Origin of the sequence: Vreelandella neptunia, assembly GCF_000712975.1 — a bacterium.
In the GTDB taxonomy this organism is placed as follows: domain Bacteria; phylum Pseudomonadota; class Gammaproteobacteria; order Pseudomonadales; family Halomonadaceae; genus Vreelandella; species Vreelandella qaidamensis.
Window position 1 is genome coordinate 515,416 of the sequence record NZ_JHQL01000002.1, and the last position, 24,115, is coordinate 539,530.

Here is a 24,115-nt window from a genome sequence, read left to right on the forward strand (position 1 = left end):
AAGGCGGTGTCGAAAAGCGTTTCAGCAAACGGCTTAGCTAGGCTTAGTGGCGGAAACATCGCCACCACTACTGCTACCCGCTTTTTGTGCCGCGACTTCTTCTTCGCTTAGGGCTTGATCTTTGACCTCTTCGTACCACAAGTTGTGGTGCTCTTTGGCCCAGGTTTCATCGACATAGCCTGTGGTCATACCTTCCAGTGAACCTTCCGTTCCGACGGTGCCAATATAAATATGGCCTAGCGCAACCGCCGTTAAACCCAGCGCACCCACTGCGTGGATAATATTTGCCCACTGCATAGTGTCACGGCCTTGGCCATAGTTGGGGAAGTCGAGTACAAAGCCACTGGCTACCACCACCAACCCAGCAGTTGCTAACAGCCAGTACCACGCTTTCTCACCACCGTTGGCAAAGCCTGCATCTGGGTGGCCTTTACCCACCAGCCCACCACCCATTTTGAACCACTGCAAATCGTGCTTTTTCGGAATGTTGTCTTTCAGCAATTTGAGCAGCAGCACCACCAACAGGATGCCAAACACCGGGCCGAGGTAGTTATGCAGTACTTTGGAAGCGGAGATCATCCACGCCCAAACGGCATCGCCAAACAGCGTGCGAAACACAAATTTACCAAATAGCAGATTCAAACCGGTTAACGCTAAGGTGATAAACAGCGTAGCCACGGTCCAGTGAAGCGACCGCATAAGCAACGACCAGCGAAAAAGCTTTCGCCCTGTGCGCGGTTCATCGAGGTGTTTGCGCCCAACAATAAAGTAGAACAGCGCAATCACTGCAATCATCCCACCAACCGTAATCAACCCAAACGGTGACACCCAACGGTTGCGGATCTGCCGCCAAGTTTCACCACTTGAATTAATCAGGTTGTAGTTACTGTCAAAACGCGAGTCGCGATAGTTAGGCCCTGTTTCTCCACTGCGAACCTGCCGCCACTGGTCGGCACTAATACCAGGAGCAGCGGTTACCATTTCGCGGTCTGTATCAGCTTGGGCAACCGCTAGTTGAGACATGCCAAAACTTGCAACCACCAGCAGTAACAGGATGCCGATACGCCAACAGCGCTGGAAAAACGCCCTCAACCAAGGTGCCTGTGAAGGCACCTGAGAGGTCGTTGTTGTTATGGTCATTGATGTCATGACACGCCTCCTTACCCTTTACGGGCAGCATCGTAGGCAAGGTTGTCAGTACTGGCCTGGGGGTTATTCGACCAAGCACCATCTTTATGGCCACGATGGACGACACGCTGACGGAAAATATCGGCAACATCTTGAGCATCACCCGCTAGAAGGGCTTTGGTAGAGCACATTTCCGCGCATAGCGGCAGCTTGCCTTCCGCGATGCGGTTGGAGCCGTACTTCTCGTACTCTTCCTCTTTGCTCTCTGCTGGGCCGCCTGCACAGAAAGTGCACTTGTCCATTTTTCCGCGCTCACCAAATGCATTCTGCTGAGGGAACTGCGGTGCGCCAAAGGGGCACGCATAAAGACAGTAGCCACAGCCAATGCACAAGTCTTTATCGTGCAGCACGATGCCATCGTCGGTTTTATAGAAGCAGTCGGTCGGACAAACGGCCATACAGGGCGCGTCGTCACAGTGCATACAAGCAACTGAAATCGACATTTCATCCGCTTCGCCGTCATTAAGCGTCACCACGCGGCGTCGCTGAATGCCCCACTCTACATCATTGGCGTTTTTACAGGCGGTGACACAGCCGTTGCACTCGATGCAGCGCTCGGCGTCACACATAAATTTCATTTGAGCCATGGTGTTCTCCTCTCACCAGCGCGGCACTAGGCCACGCTGGGTTCTGTCAGGTCAGTCGAGACGTTTATTAGCTTAAGCGCGCTCAATTCGGCAGATGGTGCACTTGGTTTCTTGCATGAGTGTCACCGGGTCATAGCCATAGGTCGTGGCGGTGTTCGCCGCTTCACCAATAATGTACGGGTCAGACCCATCCGGATACCGATCACGCAGGCTCTCACCTTGGAACATGCCGCCAAAGTGGAACGGCATAAAGGCGACCTTACGATCCACTCGCGGCGTCACCAGCGCTTTCACTTTCACACGGCCACCTTCGGCACCTTCCACCCATACGTCGTCACCGTCGCGTACGCCAATATCGTTGGCATCGGCTGGGTTCATCTCGACAAACATCTCTTGCTGCAGCTCAGCTAGCCAAGACATGGAGCGTGTTTCTTCACCGCCCCCTTCATACTCGACCAAACGACCTGACGTGAGAATGATCGGATAATCGGCGCTGTTATCGCGATCCTGAATGGTTTTGTACAGCGTGGGCAGACGCATAATCGAGTCAAAGTCATCCCACGTGGGATAGCGTTCGACCAGATCACGACGGGTGGTGTAAAGCGGCTCACGGTGTTTTGGCACGGCATCTGGGAAAGTCCATACCACTGCGCGCGCTTTCGCGTTGCCATAAGGCGCACAGCCTCGTCCAATCGCCACCCGTTGGATACCGCCAGAAAGATCGGTTTTCCAGTTTTTGCCTTCAGCGGCCACTTTCTCAATATCGGTCAGATCATTCCACCAACCGAGGTCTTTAAGCAGCTGGTCGGTAAATTCGGGGTAGCCGTCATCAATCTCACCACCAACCGGCGCTGAGCCTTCAGCCAGCAAATTAACGCCGTCGCGCTCAATACCAAAACGGGCGCGGAAACCCATGCCGCCTTCCATGACAGGCACACTAGTGTCATACAGGTTGGGCGAGCCGGGGTGTTTAAACTCTGGTGTGCCCCAGCACGGCCATGGCAGTCCGTAGTAATCTCCGTCGGCGGGACCACCTTGGGCACGCAGGTTCTCGAAGCTAAAGGTATGCCAGTTTTTCTGGTGTTCTTTGAGACGCTCAGGGCTTTGGCCGGTATAGCCAACGGTCCACATGCCACGGTTAATTTCGCGCAGCACGTCTTCAATAAGAGGCTCGTTGCCGTTCATCTCAAAGTTCTTCACGAACTCATTACCGAAGCCAAGCTTGTTGGCAAACAGGTACATAATTTCGTGATCAGGCTTTGATTCAAATAGCGGCTCAATGACTTGGTCGCGCCACTGAATAGAGCGGTTGGTTGCCGTCACGCTGCCGGTGGTTTCAAACTGGGTCGCCGCAGGCAGTAGATAAACACCATCAGAACGGTCATGCATCACCGAGGCAACCGTGGGATAAGGGTCAACAATGACCATCATCTCAAGCTTCTGCATGGCTTTTTGCATTTCCACGCCGCGGGTTTGCGAGTTGACCGCGTGCCCCCAGTAGAACATTGCTTTTAGCGCGGTGCGCTGGGAGATATTTTCGTCTTCTTCCAGTACGCCATCTACCCAGCGGGATACGGTAATACCGCTAGAATACATCGGCTTACCATCAGCGTATTCGGTATCGTCAAAGCGGCCTTTTAGCCACTCATAATCGACATCCCACACCTGAGACCAGTGCTGCCATGCGCCTTCGGCCAAACCGTAATAACCTGGCAATGAGTCGCAGCCTAGGCCAAGGTCGGTGGCACCTTGTACGTTATCGTGGCCCCGCAAAATGTTGGCACCACCACCGGATTTACCAATATTGCCCAGCGCCAGCTCTAAAATGCAGTACGCACGAGTGTTGTTGTTACCGGTAGTGTGCTGGGTACCACCCATACACCACACCACACAGCCCGGACGATTGTCAGCAAGCCGTTTGGCCACATCAAACATCTCTGATTCCGGTACGCCAGTAATGTCTTCCACGACACTCGGCGTGAACTGTGCCACCTCTGCGCGCACTTCATCCATGCCGTAAACACGCTGGCTGATATATTCACTATCTTCCCAGCCGTTTTCAAAGATGTGCCACAGCAGACCCCAGATATAGGCAACATCCGAGCCTGGACGCAGACGTACATATTTATTGGCTTTTGCTGCGGTGCGCGTAAAGCGTGGATCCGCGACGATGATGTCGCAATTATTACGCTCTTTAGCAATCAGGATGTGCTGCATCGCTACTGGGTGAGCTTCACTCGGGTTAGAGCCGATGAACAGAATCGCCTTGCTGTTCTGCATATCATTGAGCGAATTGGTCATCGCGCCGTAACCCCAGGTGTTTGCAACACCTGCCACGGTGGTGGAGTGACAAATTCGCGCTTGGTGATCGGTGTTATTGGTGCCCCACATGGAGGCCAGCTTGCGCATTAAGTACGCCTGCTCGTTATTGAATTTGGCTGAGCCAAGCCAGTAAACACTGTCGGGTCCGTGGGCTTCACGCAGTTCAAGCAGCTTGTCGCCAATTTCATTAACCGCGTCGTCCCAACTCAGCCGTTGCCATTCACCCGCCACTAACTTCATTGGGTACTTGAGACGACGAGTGGAGTGGCCGTGCTGGCGTAGTGAGGCCCCTTTGGCGCAATGAGCGCCACGATTAATCGGATGGTCGAAGGCAGGCTCTTGTTTTGTCCAGATACCTTCTTGAACTTCGGCATACACACCACAGCCCACCGAGCAGTGCGAGCAGATGGTGCGCTTAGTTTCGACGGGGGAATCTAATACGGGGGTTTTAGTCGCCGATTCAGCGCGCTGCATCATTGGCGCACCCATAAAGCCTGCAGCTGCTACACCACCGGTGGCGACACCACTACGCTTTAAGAATTGACGACGGGAGATTCCAAGCCCTGAAGCATTGGGAGTGTTGGTTTTGCGAGTTAGACGCATGGCAGTTCTCCTGGCAGTGTGCCGTCAATCACGCAGCGACGCATAGTAAGCGCGGATATGGTCGGTTTCGTGGTAATTCGTTGTTTTTTTAGGCTCAACCGAGGGGGTGTTATCGGCTTGAGCTAGCGTGACGTGACCTACTGCGGCGGCCGCACCAGCGGCGGCGGTACCTAGACCAACGGTTTTCATAAACCGGCGGCGCTCAGGGTTATGTGACGTGTGCATGGGTTTCTCCTCTATCATGCCCTTTTTCTTATACATGGCCCGCAGGCCTTGCTATTTGCTTACCACTGCGCACTGCCACTCACGGTGTGACGTCGCGCGCCGCGCCGGCTGCGTCTGTCGTTGGCTCCACAAACCGCACCGGTTGATAGGCCGCTCTTTCGCTCAACGTTGCCTGTTCGCTTTCCATAAACGCGCCGCCCAACTGGCCAAGCGATGCGTAAAAAACAGTGTCTACTTTAGTAAGGTCGTCAAAGCAGTGCTTCACCCAAGGAGCAATGTGCTGTTGGAAGAAGTAAGTTTGTTCGCCGCTTTGCGCCGTAATCAGCATCGCCATGACCTCGCAGACAGCCGCCAGGTGGTCTTCTGGCTCGCGGGTATGCTCGCTGCGCTCAAACCCCAGTGCCCGCAGATCCTGACGCAGGGCCACTAGTGCGGCTTCCATTAGTTCTCCGTTGCGGTACCAAGAGGCGTAAGGCACTACTTCGCCCTGAATAACGCCAACAAGAAGGCGAAAGTGCGCGCGCTGAAGACTCTCAGGACTGCTTTGGCCAGCGGCGTGAGAAAGTGCTGCCCAGCACTCAGCCAGACGACTACCGTCTTGTTCAATGTCTAGGTTAGCGAGCCAGGTTAATAGCTCGCAGTCAGGTGCTTGGCGTAGCAGGCTGGCTAAAAGCTGATAAATATCGGCCCGCAGTGCATCGGTATCGCTTAGTGTGGGCATTGCATCACTCATTGCGTTACACCTTCAGTTGCGCATCAGGATCACGGATCATGGCTTTCCACACATCTTTGACCCGACAGTCCTCGCACATTTCTAGCCGTGCTAGCGCATCGCCCGCGAAATAGGGGTGGTCAGCTAGCTTCGCTTTGATCGTCGCTACCGTACTGGCAGTAGCAAACGGCTTGCCGCAGCCAATGCACTCAAAGGCCGCCTCTTCGTGGCAAATGTGCCGAGTGTCGCGTTCCGACGCAGCCAAAAAACCAGGCAGCAGCGTAATCGCGTTTTCAGGGCACGCCTGTTCGCACAGCCCGCACTGCACACAATCAGCTTCCAGAAAGCTCAACGCTGGTGTGTCACCCCCTGCTTTTAGCGCCGGTGTTGGGCAGTTGCTAACGCAGGCATGGCAAAGCGTGCAGGCTTCACGATCGACCTCAATGCCGCCATACGCAGCCCCTTCAGGCATGACATAACGCTCATTGCTAGGAGCCCCAAGTGCTGTGAGTGTGGCGAGCACCTGATTAAAGCGAGTGCGCTTGTGGGGTTCGGTAAAGCGTAACGCTTCGTCGGTTAGCGGCGTCAGGCTAGGTAGTGCATCGCGCTCTTCCGCCTGCTCCGGCTGCAATAACTTAACCCGCGTAGCATCATGCCCCAGTGCCTTCAGCAGCCCATGGGCTTGGGCGACTTGATGGGTGATGAACGTGGTTAAACGAGGCGGCATCTCATCGTGCAACTGAATACGCACTTCAGCCGCTCCGTTCGCGAGTGCGGTAAGCCACTGGTCGTGGCCAGCAGCACCCAGCTCTTCAAGCGGAGCATCTAGTACGTGGCCCGGCGTAACAACACCAGCTTTGCGCTCAGTATCGAGGAAGTCATGAGTGACAAAGCGCATAACAGGCGCTTGACCACCCGCTTCGCGGTAGGCAGCCAGCCACGTCGCTAACGTGTCTTGCTGACGACGGGTTTCAGGCAGGCGGAATTCAATTGCGCCGGTTGGGCAAGCGCTGGTACAGCTGCCCACCCCTTGACAAAGGAACGGGTCAATTTCAATGCGCGATTCAATGCGTCCCTGAACACTGGAAATAGCATCAGCTGGGCAAACATCCAAACAGCGCGTACAGCCAACGTTGCCACTCGATGAGTGCGCACAAAGATCGCTATTAACCTGAAAATAACGTGGCTTATCGAACTCACCAACCAGCTCGACAACGCTGTCCAGAATTTCGTTGCGTTGAGCTTCCTGGGTTAGCCAGTCTAGGCGAATGTAGCCTGGCGGGGGGATTTCCCAGGATTGATCACTGTTCGATATGTCCGCAGCCGTTACGTCGAGCACCACGTCAAACGATTCACGCTCAATCAGCGCTTGCGCCAAATTAAGTGTGTCGTCGTCAGCAACGGCTACTTCAGCGCGAAAGGCACCTAAATAGCCGGTGATGCTTAGCTGTGATCGTTGAAGGTCTGTCAGCGTGTGACAGATTAGCGGCTCGCTAGCAGCTGCTATGTCGGGGGCGATATCGGTTGTCAGAAGCGTCAATGAGGCGAGGCCACGGTTTTGTAGCACGCGGGCAGCATAGCTAACCTCGTGCGCCTTACCTAGCAACAGCGCATGGCCACGACTGTGATACGTCACGTTAGCGGGCGTTAAGTTAACCGGCCACGAGATACGCTGACGCACCGCTTCACGAGCGGTGACATTGATCTGGTCATCTATCGATGCCAGTTGAATTCGTTGGTTCATGCATTCTCACGGTCAGAAAATCGTTTTTTTTATAATTAAATGTCATCGTTTTTTACTTTGAGGGTATATCTTAGCGCTTTCTCTACCTTGAGCGTATGGTGCCTAGGCTTTTTTTGCCACTTTAAAGCGCTTGAGCGTCTCAACGCTTCATTGCAGAACCTACGTTAAGCTATTGTTTATAAAAAAATTATTACTTCTTTATACATTCGTCTACCTCGCCATCAAATGAATCAGACTGGTCGTCTAGTCGCGAGTTTTGTACAACATTGGCGTCACTTGTACAGCTATTAACATCTTCTGCTGGGGTAGCAGCATCGTCCGCCATGCGGTTTTCATCATCGGCATCTGCTGGCCGCTCTAGCGCCTCTTCTGTTTTATTTGCCCAGCGTCGAAGCTTGCCTGCCAGTTCGCTGGCCATAGGCTTTAGCTGTTGACGGTAATCAGCATCGTAGTCATCTAACCCATCGCGTACGTTGTAGTTACCGGTGGCCCACAGCCGTTTCAGGGCACGACGGCGTAAGGCAGCGCTAACCCCAGACGACATGAACGCGCTGAAGTCACTGCCTGCGGGCAAGTGATCGGGGTCAGGTAAGGTGTGATCCAAACTGCCAGGCGCAAGCGGCGCATCGTCAACAGGTGGCTCTGTCTGCAGCCCCCTCTCATGTAACGACGCCTCATGTAACGACGCCTCATCCAACGTCTCATCATCGCGGGAAGTAGTAAGCGCATTGGCCTCTGACTCTGCATTGCCGATGGAACAGTTATTGAACTCGGTGTCTGCTTCGTCGCTTTCAACGCCGCGCTTTTTACGTGACCAGCGTTCAAATCTGCTCACTGGGGTTGCTCCTTGGTCGGCGTTTCTTTGCCCCGACCGGCTCCCTTATGCTTCTTTTTACGCCGTTCTGGCGGCGCTTCCCCATGGCGTGCCAAATAACTTTCCAGCCATATTTGAATCGCCATCGGCATCGGTGCTTCCAACACCTGCTGTTCGCCATCCAACCAGCCCGCCGCCACATCTTGGCTTGCGGTAATGGCATCAGGTTTGGGTGTTTGGCCGGTAAAACCAGCGCGCACAAATAACCTAGGCGTAGCCGAAGTGAGGTTAAAACGGTAGGCAGCGCGCTCGGTCATATAAAGTTGAAGGTTTAGCACATTGTCGCCTTCCCCTCCCAGGGCGAGATCAGCAATACGCCACTGCGTTAAATTAAACCCTCTGACCTGCTTGGGTTCGGCTACCAAGGTAATACTCAACGAACGCAGATTATCACTCATACGAAATAGACCACCTTAGACCTTGAACGGGTAGACAAGTAAGCCTTTTGAGCGCCATCATCGTCAACTCAGAGTGTTTTACTCAACTATTATTTCGTAGATGGTTTTTCATTAGGTTCCAACGAGGATTGCGGATGCCCGCCCTTCAGTTAAGCCAAGCCCGCTTACCGGCTACAACAACAATCAATGTGATGGATGCTTACGGCGACACTCGCCAACAAGCCATCGCGGCAGAGCGCGCACTAACGGTTTATCTTAATAAGCGCGAAATTGTCACACTCATGACCTTAGGCGATGATCCTGAAGCACTGGTGGTGGGCTACTTACGTAATCAAGGGTTATTACGCCGCGCGGAAGATCTGAAAGTTGTCCAGGTCGACTGGGAGGTTGAAGCCGCCGCGGTGGTCACCGACTATTTACCCGACGATTTAGAAAACCGGCTGAGCACTCGTACTGTTACAACCGGTTGCGGCCAAGGAACGGTATTCGGCAAATTGCTGGAACAAACATCGCTTTCTGAGTTGCCCAAGACACCGCTTAACCAATCGACGCTCTACCAGCTGCTAACCAATCTGAATACTTATAACGATACCTACCGCAGCGCTGGGGCAGTGCACGGCTGCGCGTTGTGTAATCAACATCAAGTGCTTGACTTCGTTGAAGATGTTGGGCGACACAACGCGGTAGACACGCTGGCAGGCCACCAGTGGCTCAATCAAGCGAAAAGCAGTAGTGCTGATATTTTTTATACCACCGGCCGCCTGACTTCCGAGATGGTATTAAAAGTCGCTCAGATGGGCATCAGCGTGTTGGTTTCGCGTTCAGGGGTTACCCAAAAAGGCGTCGAGCTAGCGGAGCGCTTCGGGGTGATGCTGATTGCTCGTGCTAAAGGCAAAAACTTCCAGGCTATTAATACGGCTAATCGCTTAACGCTAGATGCCATACCAGCCAAACCACCCAGCGCACGCACGTCTAAGGAGGCTGGCATATGATCACCCCGCAAACCCTCACCGGCATGATTCTCGCAGGTGGCGAAGGCCGTCGCATGGGCTGGCGCGATAAGGGGCTTGAACCCTTTGCCGGGCTACCACTTGTCGCTCATGTGGCTAAACGGTTTGATGGCCAAGTAGCCGAACTCATGATCAATGCCAATCGCAATACTGATGCCTATGCGCTGTTTGCAACACGGGTCATTGAAGATGCGGAAGGCGGCTTTAAAGGCCCGTTGATGGGCATTTACAGTGGACTGCGCGCGGCTGAAACGCCCTGGCTGCTGGTCGCTCCCTGCGATTCTCCCGCCCTACCCCATGACCTTGTGAATCGTATGGTGGCAGGCATCAGCTCAGAGAGTGGCGAGTACGATATCGCCGTTGCGTTTGACGGCGAACGCTTACACCCTGTCGTTGCGCTGCTGCGTACCTCGCTTGCCGATGACCTAGCAAACGCGCTAGCTGGGGGGGAGCGCAAAATCGATCGTTGGTACGCACGCCACTCCTGGTGCAAGGTAGATATGTCGGATTGCCCAGAAACGTTTGCCAACCTCAATACCGAGGAAGAAAAGTCGCGTTTGGAGCTAACCCTAACGACAACTTCCAAAGGTTTGCCATCGCAGGAAACACCATGAGCCTGTCGTGCTTTGAGCTTGGTGAGCAGATGCTCAGCGTTGATGACGCACGGGAAGCGCTGATGACCTTGGTGGAGCATCCCGTTGGGGTAGAGCCTATAGCACTTAGCCAAGCCTATGGCAGGCGGATAGCGAGCGACATCATCGCGCCTATCAATGTACCCCAACATACTAACGCAGCCATGGATGGCATTGCCCTGGCTTGGCCAAGCGTGCAGCCTCATCAAACGCGCTGGCCAATTGCTGGCGATGCCTTTGCTGGTCAGGCATTTGAAGGTAATGTGCCTTCCGGCCAGTGTATCCGTATTACCACTGGCGCTCCCTTACCGCCAGGTACCGACACGGTCATCATGCGCGAGCAGCTTATTGAGCAGGGTGTTAGTGTCATGATCGACGCCCCTGACCGAGTTAGCCAGGGCCAGCATGTGCGCCAAGCAGGGGAAGATATTGCAATTGGCGAGATAGCACTGGAAGCAGGCACGCGGTTAGATGCCGCCTGCTTGGGGTTAATCGCTTCATTGGGCTATGGTGAGGTTTGGGTGTTTCGGCGTCCCAAAGTGGCTATTTTTTCCACCGGAAATGAGGTCACGCCCCCAGGCGATGCGCTGCCCAGTGCCGGCATTTACGACACCAACCGTTTTACACTGATCGGCCTACTCAGCGAGCAGGGGGCCGAGGTGGTGGATCTAGGCATTCTGCCCGACGACCCCACCACCATTCAAAACGCCCTGGCTAGCGCCGCCAAACAGTGCGATTTAGTGATTACCAGTGGGGGCGTTTCTGTCGGCCACGCTGATTACACAAGGGAAGCGTTGGAAGCATTAGGACAATTAGCTTTCTGGCGCGTAGCATTGCGACCCGGACGTCCTATGGCTTGTGGTTGGCTCGGTGAGGCTCGTAAACCGTTTGTCGGCTTACCCGGCAACCCCGTCGCGGTCATGGTAACCTTTAGCCAATTCGTGGTGCCGTTACTGCAACGATTACAAGGGCAAACTCCCTCTCCCCCTAGGCGCTTAACAGCCATCGCCCAAACACCGCTAAAAAGCCGTTTAAAACGCACCGACTTTATACGTGGCATTTATTCAAGCAATGCCCAAGGCGTGTTACAGGTACGTAGCACCGGAGCTCAGGGGTCAGGAATATTGACCTCGATGGTAGCTGCCAACTGCCTGATTGAACTAGGTGACCATCAAGAAAGCGCTCAACCAGGCGAGGCAGTCTGCATTCAACCACTGACGAGGTGGCAATGACTAAACAACCAATTGCCGAAAAACTCATTGATGATTTCGGCCGCCGTGTCAGTTATGTACGCATTTCCGTGACGGACCGTTGCGATTTTCGCTGCGTTTATTGCATGAGCGAAGAGATGACCTTTTTGCCACGGGCCCAAGTGCTTACGCTGGAAGAGCTTGCCATGGTGGCCCAGGCGTTTACCGAACTTGGCGTTGAGAAAATCCGCTTAACCGGGGGCGAGCCGCTAGTGCGTAAAGGTATTGAGCAGCTGGTGGATGACATTGGCGCGCTGCCAGGGCTTGACGACTTCACCATGACCACGAACGGCGCGAGCCTACGCAAACACGCTAACCGGCTCTATCAAGGCGGGCTGCGCAGGCTCAATATTAGCCTTGATTCTCTTGACCCTGAACGCTTCAAACAGCTAACCCGCACCGGTGATTTAGCCAAGGTCATTGACGGCATTCACGCCGCCCAGGAAGCTGGCTTTAAACGCATCAAACTTAACGCCGTCATCATGAAAGGCCGCAATGAAGACGAAGTGCTTAACCTCGTCACGTTTGCCCGCCATGAAGGGCTGGATATCAGCTTTATTGAAGAGATGCCGCTGGGCGACGTGTCTGATCACTCCCGAGCCGAGACATTTTACTCCAGCGACGACGTGCAAGCGCTGATCGAGACGCGTTACCCACTCACACCGACCACGGAAACTACGCCAGGGCCTTCGCGTTACTTTAAAATGGCCGACAGCAACAGTCGGGTCGGCTTTATTTCGCCCCATAGCCACAACTTTTGTGATAGCTGCAACCGCGTGCGGGTAACCGTTGAAGGCCGCCTATTGCTCTGCCTCGGCAATGAACATTCTGTCGATTTACGTGCCGTACTGCGCAGACATCCTGGCAATATGCAGGCATTGAAACTGGCCATTATTAACGCCTTACCGCTCAAGCCCGAGCGCCATCACTTCACCACCGATGGTGATGTCCAGGTGGTGCGCTTTATGAATATGACAGGGGGGTAATCGTTGTCAGCCAATCGTGTGCCAGTACATATTATTACTGGCTTTCTCGGCAGCGGTAAAACTACGCTTATCCACAGCCTGATCGAGCAAAAGCCTGTGGATGAAAAATGGGCCATTTTAGTCAATGAGTTTGGTCAGATCGGCATTGATCAAACAATGTTTGAGCAGCGCAATGATGTTGTCGTTAAAGGTCTGCCCGGTGGCTGCTTATGCTGCCAGCTGGCCTTTGTGCTGCAAGCTGCGCTGGTCAATTTACTCGCTCGCAATAAGCCCGATCGCGTCATTATTGAGCCTTCGGGGCTGGGCCATCCGGCCGGCTTATTAGATATACTGCGTGGTGAGGCTTTCCAGGACGTGGTGGTTTTGCACGATATTATTGCCACGCTGGACCCGCGTCGCTTAGATGAGCCACGGGTACGCCAACACGAGACCTTTCAAGATCAACTGGCGATGGCAGATGCTGTAGCGATCACAATGGGAGAGCAAGCCAGTGCCGAACAATACGAACAGGCGCAGCAGTTTGTGACTGAACTCTGGCCACCGCGCAAATGGGTGCATTGCATTGAGCATGGCATGTTACCACTAGCGCTGCTGCTGAACGGCGGCCAAACACGTACTCACGAGGGCTCAGCCATTCCTGATACACACCGCCAAGTGATAACTACCCCCACCGTGGAAGGCAGTTTTTTTGATATTCCCCCTCTACTTGGTCAACCTCAACAAAAAACCGCCAGCACCCTTGGGTACACCAGCACTAGCCTACGCTGGCATCCAAATGAACACTTTAACCTTGACCATTTAGCCGCTTACTTAAGCGGGCTCCCCTCTACTGCGCGCGTCAAAGGCGTATTTCATACCGAGCTGGGTTGGAAGCAACTCAATCGAGCTGACGGAACGCTAACCGTTGGGAGCAGCGCTTGGCGTCAGGATTCTCGGCTTGAAGTCATTACCCCTGACAATGACACCCATACCCACACTCGCTTACTAAGAGAACTATCATCTTCAGGAGCACTGAGCTAGGGTAAGCTCTAGAAGTACTGATCTAGAAGTACCGAACTAGAAGTACAGGGTTAGGAATGCTGAGCTAAGAGCGCTGCCTCAATATCTTCAGCGGGCATAGGGCGGCCAAACAAATAACCCTGGAAAGCACGACAGCCGTGAGCTAACAACCACGCTTGTTGAGCATCTGTTTCTACCCCTTCGGCAATCACATCTAAATTTAAGCTTTTCGCTAGGGCAATGGTGCTTTCAACAATCGCCGCATTGGCACTGCTATCCAATACTTGATGGACAAATGATTGATCAATTTTCAGCTGATCAAGCGGTAACTGAGCAAGATACGCCAGTGATGAGTAACCGGTTCCAAAATCATCCAGAGAAAAACGTACGCCCTGGGCTTTCAGACTAAGCATTTTATCGCGAGCATCATCTCGCGCTTCCACAAACAGTGACTCAGTGACCTCAAGCTTTAGGCGCTCAAGCGGCGCTTTTGTGCGAATAAAAACCTGCTGTAAGCGAGACAGAAAATCGCTATCGCGAAACTGCAGTGGGCTAATATTCACAGAAATCGTCAGTTCACGCAGATGCGGCATGGTTGCCCAGCAGGCTAACTGGCGGCACGCATCCTCGATGACCCACTCACCGACCTCATTAATTAGCCCGGTACTTTCTAATAGCGGGATAAATTCGCCCGGAGACACCATGCCACGCTCTGGGTGCTGCCAGCGCAGCAGGGCCTCAACGCCGGTAATGTGACCAGTTCGACCAACCTGGGGCTGGTAGTGCAAGCGCCACTGCTGGCTTTCCAAGGCTTGGCGCAGGTCGGCTTCAAGCTTGACTCGCGCCAGTAGCGTTGCCTGCATGACAGGATCAAAGAAGCGTATAACACGACGCCCGCTTGTTTTTGCCTGCGCTAAGGCCATGTCAACCTGCTGAAGATAGTCTTCGGTACTCAGTTGGCTATCGGATAAAATAGTGATGCCAACACTCGCAGTCACCATGACATGCTCTTCAGAAAAAGTAATGGGCTCATCAAGCGCCGCCAGCAGTTTTTGGGCGATATGCTCTGCTAAGCGACGTGTTTGCCGAGGGCTTCCATCAATACCTTCGATGAGCACAGCAAATTCGTCACTACCCAAACGCGCCAACGTATCGGTATCACGTAACATTTGACCAAATCGTTGGGCTACACGCTGCAATAGCTGGTCGCCGGCGAGGTGGCCCAACGTATCGTTAATATGATTGAAACGGTCAATATCGATTACTAACAGCGCACCGCAGCGTTGGTGTCGATTGAGCTCTTTTAGGGCCACTTCCATTCTATCCATAAACAGACGCCGGTTCGCGAAGCCTGTTAATGGATCGTAAAACGCTAATTGATGGATCTCTTGCTCAGCAGCTTTACGCTCACTAATGTCACTCATGGTGGCAACGTAATTAGTGAGGTCGCCCTCTGCATCGTATACGGCACTAATTGTTAACCATTCAGGAAACAGTTCGCCATTTTTACGCTGATTCCAAATTTCCCCTTCCCAGCTCCCCGTTGCTGTTACCCGCTTCCATAAACGTCTATAAAACAACGAGCTATGATGACCAGAGCTAAACATCCGTGGGTTTTTACCAATTACCTCTTCATCGCTATAGCCCGTGATACGCTTAAACGTATCGTTGGTTTTTAAAATATTTCCCTGGGCATCCGTCACCATAATGCCCAGGTGTGCCTGGAAAGCGGCGGCGGCAATCTTCAATTCCACTTCTGCGCGCTTTGCTTCGGTAATATCACGGTTCACCGATAATACTCCCTCAAACTGACCATCACTACTCATTAGCGGGCTAACGGTGGCATGAAAATGGTGTCGCTGTGCATTTATAATCAATGGATATTCAAATCTTTCTACCCGGCGAAACTGCTGCACTCTTTCAAAAACAGCAGTAAAAGCGGCCGCTAACGCGCTGGGCAAAACATGAGCAAAGTGCTTGCCTAATGCATCCTGGCTATTAATGAGCAGTTGCTCAGGGGCAACTGCGTGGATGTAGCTAAAGCGTCCATCCCCATCAAATACAAAGATCAAATCCTGGATTGAGCTTACCAGAGCATCCATACGCGCGCCGCGTGCTTGGGCTTCCGCCCGCGCTAGCTCTCGTTCTTTTATTCGCTCATGTAACTGATAAGCTAGTGTGAGACGATTGAGGTAGTGGCGAACCCCCCATGCACCGAGCAACGTCATTAAGATCGCGACCAAGGACAATACCAATAGTCGCTGATACCATCCCGCCATCAGTGTACGTAGGTCAACCCCCACCACCACAAATACCGGATAGTCACTAATTCTTTGCATGTGTAATAAGCGTTTATGCCCATCGATAGGCGAAATAGCGGTGAGTGTTTGAGAAATATCACCACTCTCCAACCACTGCTGAGTAGAGGGTGCATTCACCTGACTACCAATGGTGATCCCCCCGTCCGGTGCTGGATGCCTAGCAATTACCCGTAAATTTTCATCTATTAACGCAATAGTCTCACCGTCGTATACCCGCATTTGCCTCAGTGTATCGACCAAAACTTGCGGCATAATACGGGACATAATCACGCCCACAAGATTGTTATTATCATTTACTAAACGCTGACCATGATAAAGGTAAAAACGCTCGCTATGCATTGACCGAAGTAGCGGCGTCATTTTTTCAGCCTGTTCACCTTGCACAAACGTACGAAAAAAAACGCTATTACCTAGCTCATCTCCAACATGCTGCTCATCACCGCTGCCCAGCCATACGCGCCCTTCGTCATCCAGAATACTTACTTCATCAATCAACGGCACATACTGAGCAAGATTTTTGAACACCTGCTGAAGAGCCCTCGAAGTTTCAGCCTCTAAATGATTCTGATCTAAGGTAGTTATTTGATAAACGTCCAACAGCTCAGCCAGGCTAAATAACCCTTGACCACTTTGACCAAACACGCCTTTTACCCATTCAGAAACCACGTTGGCGCGTGCAATGATACGGGACTCAGCCGCATGGACTTCTTGGTGGTATTGGCCTTTGAGCAACCAACCAAACAACGCCATCATCGTACATAGAGACACTATATAAATCGCAATAACACGACGTTTTTGACGGCGATAGACAGGGGTTAGCTGCCTGTTTTCAGTTATTTTACCACTGCGAGAAAGCAGCATTATAGTTAGACCTTGTTCAGGTACTTCACAGCACACCTAGTACAATATAAAAAAACAGACGACGATACACCACTACGTCTCTTTAGCAGCAGGGTTCAATAGTGGCGTGGCTTGTTTTTGTTGTATATCAATTTTCAGCAAAAATACTCACTAAACGACGTTATTTTACTTAACAAGAGGCTGCCATGGCATCGTTAGGCCAAATGGGTGACTATGAAGTGCGCTTAGTGCGTATTTTTAAAACCGTTGTCGAGTGTGGCGGCTTTACTGCTGCGGAGACCGCCTTAGGCATCAGTCGTTCGGCCATTAGCCAACACATGAACGACTTAGAAGGCAGGCTAGGGTTTTCGTTATGTCAACGTGGCAGAGGCGGGTTTAGCTTAACCGAAGAGGGTAAAGAAATTTACCAGGCGGGCTTAACCCTACTTACTGCGCTTGAAGATTTTAAAAGCGACGTCAATGCGCTGCATCATACTATTAAAGGTGAACTAAATATCGGTATTACTGATAACTTGGTCACCTTACCCGCGATGCATGTCACCAACGCGCTCGCCGAGCTGACAGCACCAAACCATGAAGTCACCATTAATATTCACATGGAGCCCTCAGATGCCATTATTCGAAGTGTTATGGACGGGCACTTACATGTCGGCGTGGTTCCCGATGTAAACCTACCCGCTAGCTTAGAAACACACCATCTATACGATGAGCCGTCCTACCTCTACTGCGCAGCAACTCATCCGCTATTTACAGATACAGATACAGATACAGATAAGACTCTAACCGCTGAAAAAATAGCATCTTATCCAGCGATAATGCCTCGTTACCCACTCCCTAACAGTGCGCGTGAGGCACATGATGCACTTAATCTACAGGCTTCCGCCTCTGATCGTGAAGGCACTGCCTTTTTGATTCTTACTGGGCGCTTCATTGGTTTTCTACCCGCGCATGTTGCTGCGCAATGGGTTAACGCAGGCAAGATGCGCGCCATTGATGCTGCCACCCTTCGCTATCAAATACCATTTGTAATGATCACTCGCAATGACCGTCGCCCTAACCGAGTCATTGATGCATTTCTCAGGTTTGTGAAACGTTCAGCGTCAGTTAATGCCCCATCAGCTTAAACCGCGACGCGCTGAAAGGACGAATGTCCAACGGACTCTTACGCCCATGCAGTAGGTCGGCTACCAAGCGTCCCGTTGTAGCACCTCTAGCTGGCTCTACCAACGTAACCTCGAGTCCCTCTCTTTGCAGATATAACGCACAGCAAATACCAACGATTCCACCTCCGATCACCACGGCTGGATGCGTTGTGGTCATTATTATTCTCCTGGAAACGCCAAGCACCCTGCCTTTAGCAGGTCAGGGTGCTGACAAATCGATAAAATGCTTACGCTAACGTTAGAACAATCGACGTCTAATTCGTTAAGAATTAGCCACTTGAGCTGGAAACCGGCGTCGCGCTAGTGACAGCAGAATCAGCGGCGGCACCGAGCGCTGATGAGGAGGCGATTGCTTCTCCCTGGCTCTCCCACAAAGCACGCTCTTCATCAGTCGCTTTTGGTGAGAACCAGCCTAACTGGGCGTAAAGAATACCGAGCACTGGGGCTAGCCAGCAGGCAAAGGCCAGCGGGATATACAGCAGGTTCTCAACGTTTCCGTCGGTGATTCCCAGTCCCAGGACACTGATGACAAAGGCGCCGCCGGCATTCCAAGGCACTAAAGGAGACATCAACGTACCGCCTTCTTCAATACCCCGTGACAGGTTAAGCGTCGAGTAGCCCAATCCCCGGTACGTGGGCGCATACATGCGACCCGGCAGTGCAATCGATAAGTAGGGGTCGCCTGCCACTAAGTTAGTTGCAAAGGACGTGGCAATCGCAGACGTTTGAACCCCTTTGAAAGAGCGCACTTTAGCCATAATGGCCGTAATGATCGTCTCGAGACAGCCGGTTTTCTCTAGCGCACCACCGAAACCCAGCGCGATTAAAATCAGCGAAATTGTCCACATCATCGACTGAATACCACCACGGTTCAGCAAGCTGTCCATGGCATCAACACCCGTCTCAATGGAGTAGCCGTAGTTGGCATACGTCACAATATCGTGCAGACCTACGCCCTGAACCACCATCGCCGTTACCGCACCGGCAAGGACCCCAGCAAATAGCGAGGGGATGGGGGGCATCTGTTTAACGGCTAAGATAATAACCAGCACGGCCGGAAGCAGTAACCATAGAGAAATCGTGAAATTTTCATCCAGAGATGCAGTAATGGCGTTGATACGTTCAAACGAGGCGGCTTGGTCATCAATCATCGTGAAACCCACCACCAGATAAATCACCAACGCAATTAGCATGGCCGGAATCGTCGTCGGCATCATGTTTTTGATGTGCGAGAAGACATTATTGCCGGTTACTGCAGAGGCTAGATTGGTAGTATCGGACAGCGGAGAGACCTTATCGCCAAAGAAAGCGCCAGACACTACCGCGCCTGCAGTCCAATAAATGGGAATATCAAATCCAGCACCGATTCCAACCAGCGCCAAACCGACGGTACCAACCGTACCCCAGGAAGTGCCCAAGGAAACGGACACCACCGCACAAATCAACATCGCTGCGGCAAGGAAAAAAGCAGGAGACAACAGTAAAAGGCCGTAATAGATCAGACTGGGCACGGTACCACTAGCGATCCAAACGCCAATAATCATGCCCACTAAGATCAACACCGAAACCGAGGGGAGTGAGACGTTAATAACGTGAAAAGCACCGTCTTCAATGCGCTTCCAGCGAAAACCTAGTTTGATTCCAACAAGCGACGTAATCGCTAAACCGATGGCTAGCGGAATATGAGGGGTAAAGTCGCCAAAATAGAAAATCTGCACACCAATGGCGATGAGCGTCAATATAACAGGCGTTAGGGCAAGCCCAAGGCTGGGTTTTTGACGAACCCTTTTTGGTTTTTCTTCCATCTTATTATCCTCGTCATTATTGAGCTTTTGATAGGTTTATCAGCAGCTATTATTCTCGTATTACTAGAGTTTCTTAGATTTATCGTTTAGATCACTGGCAGTAGACATGTTTTTTAGCATTGTACTGTCCTGCCTTTTTATCTATGTCAGCTGACTACTTACAATGCGTCACTACGCTTTCCACATACGAACGGCATTGCAATCACGTCCCTATAACAAAAGAATACGAAGGTAACGAAGACTTAACGTGTCTATTTCTCGGGTTTTCGTGCTGCATTCAGGGGAAACACACAACGACTAAACATTCATGCTTAAAATTAACACTTTAAGACAATTAACTTATTTACCTAAAAACTAAAGCAAACACTGTATTTTTAATAAAAAAATATCTTTTAGCAGCCTAAAAAATCTGCAGAATAGCCAAAAAGCCAAAAAATAGACCAAGCAAAAACACCCGTCTCGCTGAAAGCGAGACGGGTGTTTAACCCCACTAAAAAATAACAAACATTACTAAAGCCGATCACATTGTGGCGATAGTGTTGAGAGAGCGGCCAATAGCGCTACTCTTTTGTTAGGTAAGTAAGTACTCAATTAACCTGTGATAGAGCGGAATGCCTAACATCACATTGAGAGGGAACGTGATCCCAAGCGAAGCGAGCATGGCAAGGCCAATATTTGCCTGTGGAATAGCGGCGCGCATGGCGGCGGGAGCGGCAATATAAGACGCACTGGCAGCCAAAGAGGCAAGTATTACGATAGACCCAATCGGCAATCCAACCAGAGTTCCTACTAGAATGCCCAGTAGCGATAACAATAGCGGTGTCACCAGAGCAAAAGTGACTAAGCGCCAGTGGTGCCAAGGCATTGGACGTAACGTTTGCGCGGCGGTTAACCCCATTTCTAACAAAAACAGCGCCAGCACACCCTTAAAAGCCCCTGTAAACAGTGCGGTGACTTCTTCTCCTTGAAACGGCCCATACAGCGTGCCGATGACGACCCCGCCAGCCAATAAAATAACGCCACGGTTGGTTAGGGTTTCATGCCATAGCTTACTGGTGCTCTCTTTAACAGCAGCGCCTTGGTGGCGTCTAAATAGAGCTATTGCCACCATAATCGCAGGCAACTCCATCGCCACTAAGTAGAGCGTCACTTCACTGCCAACCACTAACTGGCGAGCTTCCACATACGCTAACGCAACCGCAAAGGTACCTGCACTGACGGAGCCATAGTGAGCAGCGATGCTAGCACTATCAGCGGGAGAAAGACGCACCCAACGGCGAAGCACCGGCATCAACAATAGCGGTATAAACGCCGATAGCAAGGCGACGCCAGCCAGCTCTGGTACTAACCCCCAATGAATATTGCCATGCAGCGCCATCCCGCCCTTCAAACCAATCGTAAGCATTAGTAGCAGGCTTAAGGTGTCGTAAGTAGCCTTGGGGACTTGCAGGTCTGACTTTACCGCTCCAGCAACGAGGCCTAGTAGGAAAAACATCACCACAATATCTGGCATCGCCATTGCTCCTTAGGATCAAAAAGAGGCTGCATTTTGCGAGCGACTACACTAGATAACTAATAATATATTGAAAGAAACCCATAGATAATTTTCTATACTTATCTTTAATACGTTTCTAGGAGTAATGAGCCACTGTGAATATTCGCCATCTGACCTTCAGATTGTTACAGGTCTATGTCACCGTTGTTCGATGCGGCTCCATTAGCGAAGCCGCACGCCAGCTCCACCTTACCCAGCCAACGGTGTCACAACAGCTAAAAAGGCTAAGAGAGGCAGTGGGTAGCCCATTGTTAGAACAGCACTCCCAGCGACTAGCGATGACTGCAACCGGGCAAGCTCTTTATCAGGCAAGCCGCGATGTGCTGGGACGCTTTGACGATTTTGCCGACCAGCTAAGCGACTTACAACACGGCAGTAAAGGCCGTTTTAGTATTGCTCTAGTGAACACTGCTCAGTACGTGCTACCGCGCCTGCTTGGTCCCTTTAGCCAAGCGTTCCCAGAAGTGGATGTCACTGTCCATATCGGCAATCGACGCCAAGTACTTGCCCGCTTTGAGCGTCAGGAAGATGACCTTTATGTCTTCAGCCATCCCCCCGCCCTCGCGCACGCGGTCGCTTCACGCTTTATGCGTAACCCCTTAGTTGCCATCGCTAGTGTTGACCACCCGCTTGCCCAGCAGGCCAGCGTTTCTATGGAACAGCTCCTCACTGAACGCTTACTGCTGCGTGAACCTGGTTCAGCTACGCGCATGCTGTTAGACAGCTGGCTTCAGGAGCACGGGCTAACCATGCAAAAAACGTTGCAGATGGCAAGTAACGAGGCTATTCGAGTCAGTGTTGCCGCTAATATGGGCGTTGCAGTGTTATCCGAGCACGTTTTGCCCAATGAACACCCTGACCTAGTGGTTTTACCCGTTGAAGGGTTACCTATTGAAAGCCACTGGCAATTTATTGTGCGTAATGACCAACGCTTGCCACAATCAGCACAACGCTTTTTGCATTACGTTCATGAACACCTAACACAATGGATAGAACCACGCTTTATCTGTAACGAGCTGGCTAAGCTGCTGGGAGAATACCCCTCATTTCCTTTGCGAACATCGTCATGAACCTAACCGTTGCTTGAACGCAAGAGCTCACGCTCGACACTCAATCGACGCTGGGCTTTCACCTCACTGATACGGTTATTTAGTTTGGAAATGACTCTTGGATGAAAATGTCTCTTTACACCGTTTTTTTAACATTGCTATTAGCGAAACGATTAATTTATAAAAAAAGTCTCTTTTAGCTTCTTATTTAGCAGTTTCATTCGCTTTTATTACATATTGCGTTGCAATACGGGCTGCTACAATATCGCGGCTTCTACACCACTTTCATCCACTTAACCATGGGGAATAACGTCGCATGCTTACCTTGCATAATGACTCAAGTCAGCCACGATCCTATCGTCGCTGGCTTTTTTTATTAGTAGCTTTACTACCCTTGCTTGGCACACCGGCGTTCGCTGTAACAGGCGATATTGATCTCACTACGTCTGCTGTTGGTTTTTTCGCTGTTGCCATCTTCGTACTGGCCTATGGGTTGGTCATGGCAGAAGAAAAAATCCACATGCGTAAGTCTAAGCCCGTCTTGGTAGCCGCCGGTATTATTTGGGGACTCATTGGCTGGGTGTACGTCCAAAATGGCATGTCGGAAACGTCAGAGTATGCGTTTCGTGTGACACTTTTGGAGTTCACCGAGCTAATGCTGTTCCTACTCGTTGCTATGACCTATATCAACGCCATGGAAGAGCGCCGCGTCTTTGATGCCCTTCGCTCATGGATGCTGCGCAAAGGCTTTAGCTATCGTCAGTTATTCTGGCTAACGGGTGGCCTGGCCTTCGTGCTGTCTCCCATTGCTGATAACTTAACCACGGCACTGTTGATGTGCGCAGTTATCACCAAGGTGGCTGAAGGTGATAAGCGCTTTATTAATCTCGCTTGTATTAACGTTGTGGTGGCTGCTAACGCTGGTGGTGCCTTTAGCCCCTTTGGTGACATCACTACGCTGATGGTTTGGCAAGCAGGACTGATCCAATTCCAGGAATTTTTCATCCTATTCCTGCCCTCCTTGGTTAACTTCCTGATTCCTGCTGTCATTATGAGCATATTTATCAAGGATCAGAAGCCCAGCAGTGTGTATGAAGATGTCTGGCTAAAGCGCGGTGCACGGAGAATTATTGCGCTATTTTTGATCACCATTGCCACCGCTGTGATGTGCCATACACTACTGCACTTGCCGCCTGTACTCGGCATGATGACAGGCCTTGGCTATCTGCAATTTTTTGGCTATTACCTACGTCGCAGCCTTCCCCGTTCACTGGAGCGCAAGCGTGAACGCTACAGTCGCCGGGGCGACAACAAGAAGCTTGAGCAGTTAGGTGGCGTAGTACCGTTTGATGTTTTCAACCGTGTTGCTCGTGCCGAGTGGGACACCCTGTTGTTCTTCTACGGGGTGGTGATGTGTGTCGGCGGCCTAGGCTTTATGGGCTACCTTGGGCTGCTTTCCGAAGCGCTTTACACCGGTTGGAATGCCACCTGGGCCAATATTGTCTTGGGGGTTGTTTCAGCGGTTGTCGATAACATTCCGGTAATGTTTGCTGTACTTACCATGGAGCCAGAGATGTCTCACGGCCATTGGTTACTGATTACGCTGACAGCAGGTGTAGGGGGTAGCTTGCTCTCAATTGGTTCAGCAGCGGGTGTTGCTGTGATGGGCCAAGCACGAGGCGCCTACACGTTTATGGGCCACCTGCGCTGGGCACCGGTGATTTTCCTTGGCTACGTTGCCAGTATCATCGTGCATATGTGGCTTAACGCTGACAGCTTTGCCGTCTTTGGCTAGCAAGCAGCTGTCATAAAACAAGCCCGCGTCATGCGC

Annotated in this window: 20 protein-coding genes; 8 read left to right on the forward strand and 12 right to left on the reverse strand. The window is 51.8% G+C overall.

What is annotated here, in order from left to right; translation table 11 throughout:
* Nucleotides 1-33: 33 nt before the first annotated feature.
* The 8 genes from CR46_RS0107080 to CR46_RS0107115 all read right to left on the reverse strand — a co-directional run bounded on the left by CR46_RS0107080 (nucleotide 34) and on the right by CR46_RS0107115 (nucleotide 8,653).
* Nucleotides 34-1,023, reverse strand: a complete 990-nt coding sequence (locus CR46_RS0107080) for a formate dehydrogenase subunit gamma (RefSeq protein WP_404813856.1) — start codon at nucleotides 1,021-1,023, stop codon at nucleotides 34-36.
* A gap of 137 nt (nucleotides 1,024-1,160) precedes the next feature.
* Nucleotides 1,161-1,775 (reverse strand): formate dehydrogenase FDH3 subunit beta, encoded by a 615-nt coding sequence (gene fdh3B, locus CR46_RS0107085; RefSeq protein WP_009722867.1) that lies wholly within the window; start codon nucleotides 1,773-1,775, stop codon nucleotides 1,161-1,163.
* 72 nt (nucleotides 1,776-1,847) lie between these two features.
* Nucleotides 1,848-4,700: a molybdopterin-dependent oxidoreductase gene (locus CR46_RS0107090; protein WP_030071322.1), complete on the reverse strand. Its 2,853-nt coding sequence runs from the start codon at nucleotides 4,698-4,700 to the stop codon at nucleotides 1,848-1,850.
* Between the two features lie 24 nt (nucleotides 4,701-4,724).
* Nucleotides 4,725-4,925 carry a twin-arginine translocation signal domain-containing protein gene (locus CR46_RS0107095; RefSeq protein WP_030071324.1) on the reverse strand — a complete coding sequence of 67 codons (201 nt, stop codon included), beginning with the start codon at nucleotides 4,923-4,925 and terminating at the stop codon, nucleotides 4,725-4,727.
* 79 nt (nucleotides 4,926-5,004) lie between these two features.
* Complete coding sequence (locus CR46_RS0107100; RefSeq protein WP_030071326.1) at nucleotides 5,005-5,658, reverse strand: TorD/DmsD family molecular chaperone; 654 nt, start codon at nucleotides 5,656-5,658, stop codon at nucleotides 5,005-5,007.
* Between the two features lie 4 nt (nucleotides 5,659-5,662).
* Nucleotides 5,663-7,381 carry a 4Fe-4S binding protein gene (locus tag CR46_RS0107105; protein WP_030071327.1) on the reverse strand — a complete coding sequence of 573 codons (1,719 nt, stop codon included), beginning with the start codon at nucleotides 7,379-7,381 and terminating at the stop codon, nucleotides 5,663-5,665.
* 190 nt (nucleotides 7,382-7,571) lie between these two features.
* Complete coding sequence (locus CR46_RS0107110; protein ID WP_030071328.1) at nucleotides 7,572-8,216, reverse strand: DUF3306 domain-containing protein; 645 nt, start codon at nucleotides 8,214-8,216, stop codon at nucleotides 7,572-7,574.
* Nucleotides 8,213-8,653 (reverse strand): DUF3305 domain-containing protein, encoded by a 441-nt coding sequence (locus CR46_RS0107115; protein WP_030071330.1) that lies wholly within the window; start codon nucleotides 8,651-8,653, stop codon nucleotides 8,213-8,215. The genes CR46_RS0107110 and CR46_RS0107115 overlap by 4 nt, the downstream gene beginning before the upstream one ends.
* Before the next feature lie 134 nt (nucleotides 8,654-8,787).
* Here CR46_RS0107115 and CR46_RS0107120 point away from each other — a divergent pair, with 134 nt between their 5' ends.
* From CR46_RS0107120 to CR46_RS0107140, 5 genes are read left to right on the forward strand one after another with little or no spacing between them, the layout of a single operon-like run.
* Nucleotides 8,788-9,645, forward strand: coding sequence for a formate dehydrogenase accessory sulfurtransferase FdhD (locus CR46_RS0107120; protein ID WP_030071332.1), 858 nt, complete (start codon nucleotides 8,788-8,790; stop codon nucleotides 9,643-9,645).
* Nucleotides 9,642-10,277, forward strand: coding sequence for a molybdenum cofactor guanylyltransferase MobA (gene mobA, locus CR46_RS0107125; RefSeq protein WP_030071335.1), 636 nt, complete (start codon nucleotides 9,642-9,644; stop codon nucleotides 10,275-10,277). The genes CR46_RS0107120 and mobA overlap by 4 nt, the downstream gene beginning before the upstream one ends.
* Complete coding sequence (gene moeA, locus CR46_RS0107130) at nucleotides 10,274-11,527, forward strand: molybdopterin molybdotransferase MoeA (RefSeq protein WP_030071337.1); 1,254 nt, start codon at nucleotides 10,274-10,276, stop codon at nucleotides 11,525-11,527. Before mobA ends, moeA begins: the two co-directional genes overlap by 4 nt.
* Entirely contained in the window at nucleotides 11,524-12,531 is a 1,008-nt protein-coding gene (gene moaA / locus CR46_RS0107135; protein ID WP_030071339.1) for a GTP 3',8-cyclase MoaA, read from the forward strand. Before moeA ends, moaA begins: the two co-directional genes overlap by 4 nt.
* A 3-nt stretch (nucleotides 12,532-12,534) precedes the next feature.
* A complete protein-coding gene (locus CR46_RS0107140; protein ID WP_035536386.1) occupies nucleotides 12,535-13,551 on the forward strand; it encodes a CobW family GTP-binding protein in 1,017 nt (338 codons plus the stop codon).
* Nucleotides 13,552-13,601: 50 nt separating this feature from the next.
* Here the strand turns inward: CR46_RS0107140 and CR46_RS0107145 are convergent, their stop codons facing one another.
* Nucleotides 13,602-16,712: a bifunctional diguanylate cyclase/phosphodiesterase gene (locus CR46_RS0107145; protein WP_030071343.1), complete on the reverse strand. Its 3,111-nt coding sequence runs from the start codon at nucleotides 16,710-16,712 to the stop codon at nucleotides 13,602-13,604.
* Nucleotides 16,713-16,897: 185 nt separating this feature from the next.
* Between CR46_RS0107145 and CR46_RS0107150 the strand changes: the two genes are divergently transcribed.
* A complete protein-coding gene (locus CR46_RS0107150; protein WP_030071345.1) occupies nucleotides 16,898-17,836 on the forward strand; it encodes a LysR family transcriptional regulator in 939 nt (312 codons plus the stop codon).
* Here CR46_RS0107150 and CR46_RS18420 read toward each other — a convergent pair.
* From CR46_RS18420 to CR46_RS0107160, 3 genes are all read right to left on the reverse strand, one after another.
* Nucleotides 17,817-18,032: an FAD-dependent oxidoreductase gene (locus CR46_RS18420; RefSeq protein WP_198023702.1), complete on the reverse strand. Its 216-nt coding sequence runs from the start codon at nucleotides 18,030-18,032 to the stop codon at nucleotides 17,817-17,819. The genes CR46_RS0107150 and CR46_RS18420 overlap by 20 nt on opposite strands.
* 112 nt (nucleotides 18,033-18,144) lie before the next feature.
* The gene (gene nhaC / locus CR46_RS0107155) at nucleotides 18,145-19,680 is read right to left on the reverse strand and encodes a Na+/H+ antiporter NhaC (protein WP_030071347.1); all 1,536 of its coding nucleotides are present in this window, start codon (nucleotides 19,678-19,680) and stop codon (nucleotides 18,145-18,147) included.
* A 571-nt stretch (nucleotides 19,681-20,251) separates the two neighbouring features.
* On the reverse strand, nucleotides 20,252-21,193 hold the full coding sequence (locus CR46_RS0107160) for a sodium-dependent bicarbonate transport family permease (RefSeq protein WP_030071349.1): 942 nt from the start codon (nucleotides 21,191-21,193) through the stop codon (nucleotides 20,252-20,254).
* 137 nt (nucleotides 21,194-21,330) lie between these two features.
* Between CR46_RS0107160 and CR46_RS0107165 the strand changes: the two genes are divergently transcribed.
* Nucleotides 21,331-22,305: a LysR family transcriptional regulator gene (locus CR46_RS0107165; protein ID WP_030071351.1), complete on the forward strand. Its 975-nt coding sequence runs from the start codon at nucleotides 21,331-21,333 to the stop codon at nucleotides 22,303-22,305.
* A gap of 295 nt (nucleotides 22,306-22,600) precedes the next feature.
* Nucleotides 22,601-24,079 carry a sodium:proton antiporter NhaD gene (gene nhaD / locus CR46_RS0107170; protein WP_030071354.1) on the forward strand — a complete coding sequence of 493 codons (1,479 nt, stop codon included), beginning with the start codon at nucleotides 22,601-22,603 and terminating at the stop codon, nucleotides 24,077-24,079.
* The last annotated feature ends 36 nt before the right edge of the window (nucleotides 24,080-24,115 follow it).

Bases quoted from the DNA above. Each gene is read 5' to 3' on its own strand.
- CR46_RS0107105 (WP_030071327.1), bottom strand. From the start codon at position 7,381: ATGAACCAACGAATTCAACTGGCATCGATAGATGACCAGATCAATGTC.
- moaA (WP_030071339.1), top strand. From the start codon at position 11,524: ATGACTAAACAACCAATTGCCGAAAAACTCATTGATGATTTCGGCCGC.
- CR46_RS0107080 (WP_404813856.1), bottom strand. From the start codon at position 1,023: ATGTCTCAACTAGCGGTTGCCCAAGCTGATACAGACCGCGAAATGGTA.
- CR46_RS0107120 (WP_030071332.1), top strand. From the start codon at position 8,788: ATGCCCGCCCTTCAGTTAAGCCAAGCCCGCTTACCGGCTACAACAACA.
- CR46_RS0107090 (WP_030071322.1), bottom strand. From the start codon at position 4,700: ATGCGTCTAACTCGCAAAACCAACACTCCCAATGCTTCAGGGCTTGGA.
- moeA (WP_030071337.1), top strand. From the start codon at position 10,274: ATGAGCCTGTCGTGCTTTGAGCTTGGTGAGCAGATGCTCAGCGTTGAT.
- CR46_RS0107100 (WP_030071326.1), bottom strand. From the start codon at position 5,658: ATGAGTGATGCAATGCCCACACTAAGCGATACCGATGCACTGCGGGCC.
- CR46_RS0107115 (WP_030071330.1), bottom strand. From the start codon at position 8,653: ATGAGTGATAATCTGCGTTCGTTGAGTATTACCTTGGTAGCCGAACCC.
- CR46_RS0107095 (WP_030071324.1), bottom strand. From the start codon at position 4,925: ATGCACACGTCACATAACCCTGAGCGCCGCCGGTTTATGAAAACCGTT.
- fdh3B (WP_009722867.1), bottom strand. From the start codon at position 1,775: ATGGCTCAAATGAAATTTATGTGTGACGCCGAGCGCTGCATCGAGTGC.
- CR46_RS0107145 (WP_030071343.1), bottom strand. From the start codon at position 16,712: ATGCTGCTTTCTCGCAGTGGTAAAATAACTGAAAACAGGCAGCTAACC.
- CR46_RS0107150 (WP_030071345.1), top strand. From the start codon at position 16,898: ATGGCATCGTTAGGCCAAATGGGTGACTATGAAGTGCGCTTAGTGCGT.
- nhaD (WP_030071354.1), top strand. From the start codon at position 22,601: ATGCTTACCTTGCATAATGACTCAAGTCAGCCACGATCCTATCGTCGC.
- CR46_RS18420 (WP_198023702.1), bottom strand. From the start codon at position 18,032: ATGACCACAACGCATCCAGCCGTGGTGATCGGAGGTGGAATCGTTGGT.
- mobA (WP_030071335.1), top strand. From the start codon at position 9,642: ATGATCACCCCGCAAACCCTCACCGGCATGATTCTCGCAGGTGGCGAA.
- CR46_RS0107160 (WP_030071349.1), bottom strand. From the start codon at position 21,193: ATGCCAGATATTGTGGTGATGTTTTTCCTACTAGGCCTCGTTGCTGGA.
- nhaC (WP_030071347.1), bottom strand. From the start codon at position 19,680: ATGGAAGAAAAACCAAAAAGGGTTCGTCAAAAACCCAGCCTTGGGCTT.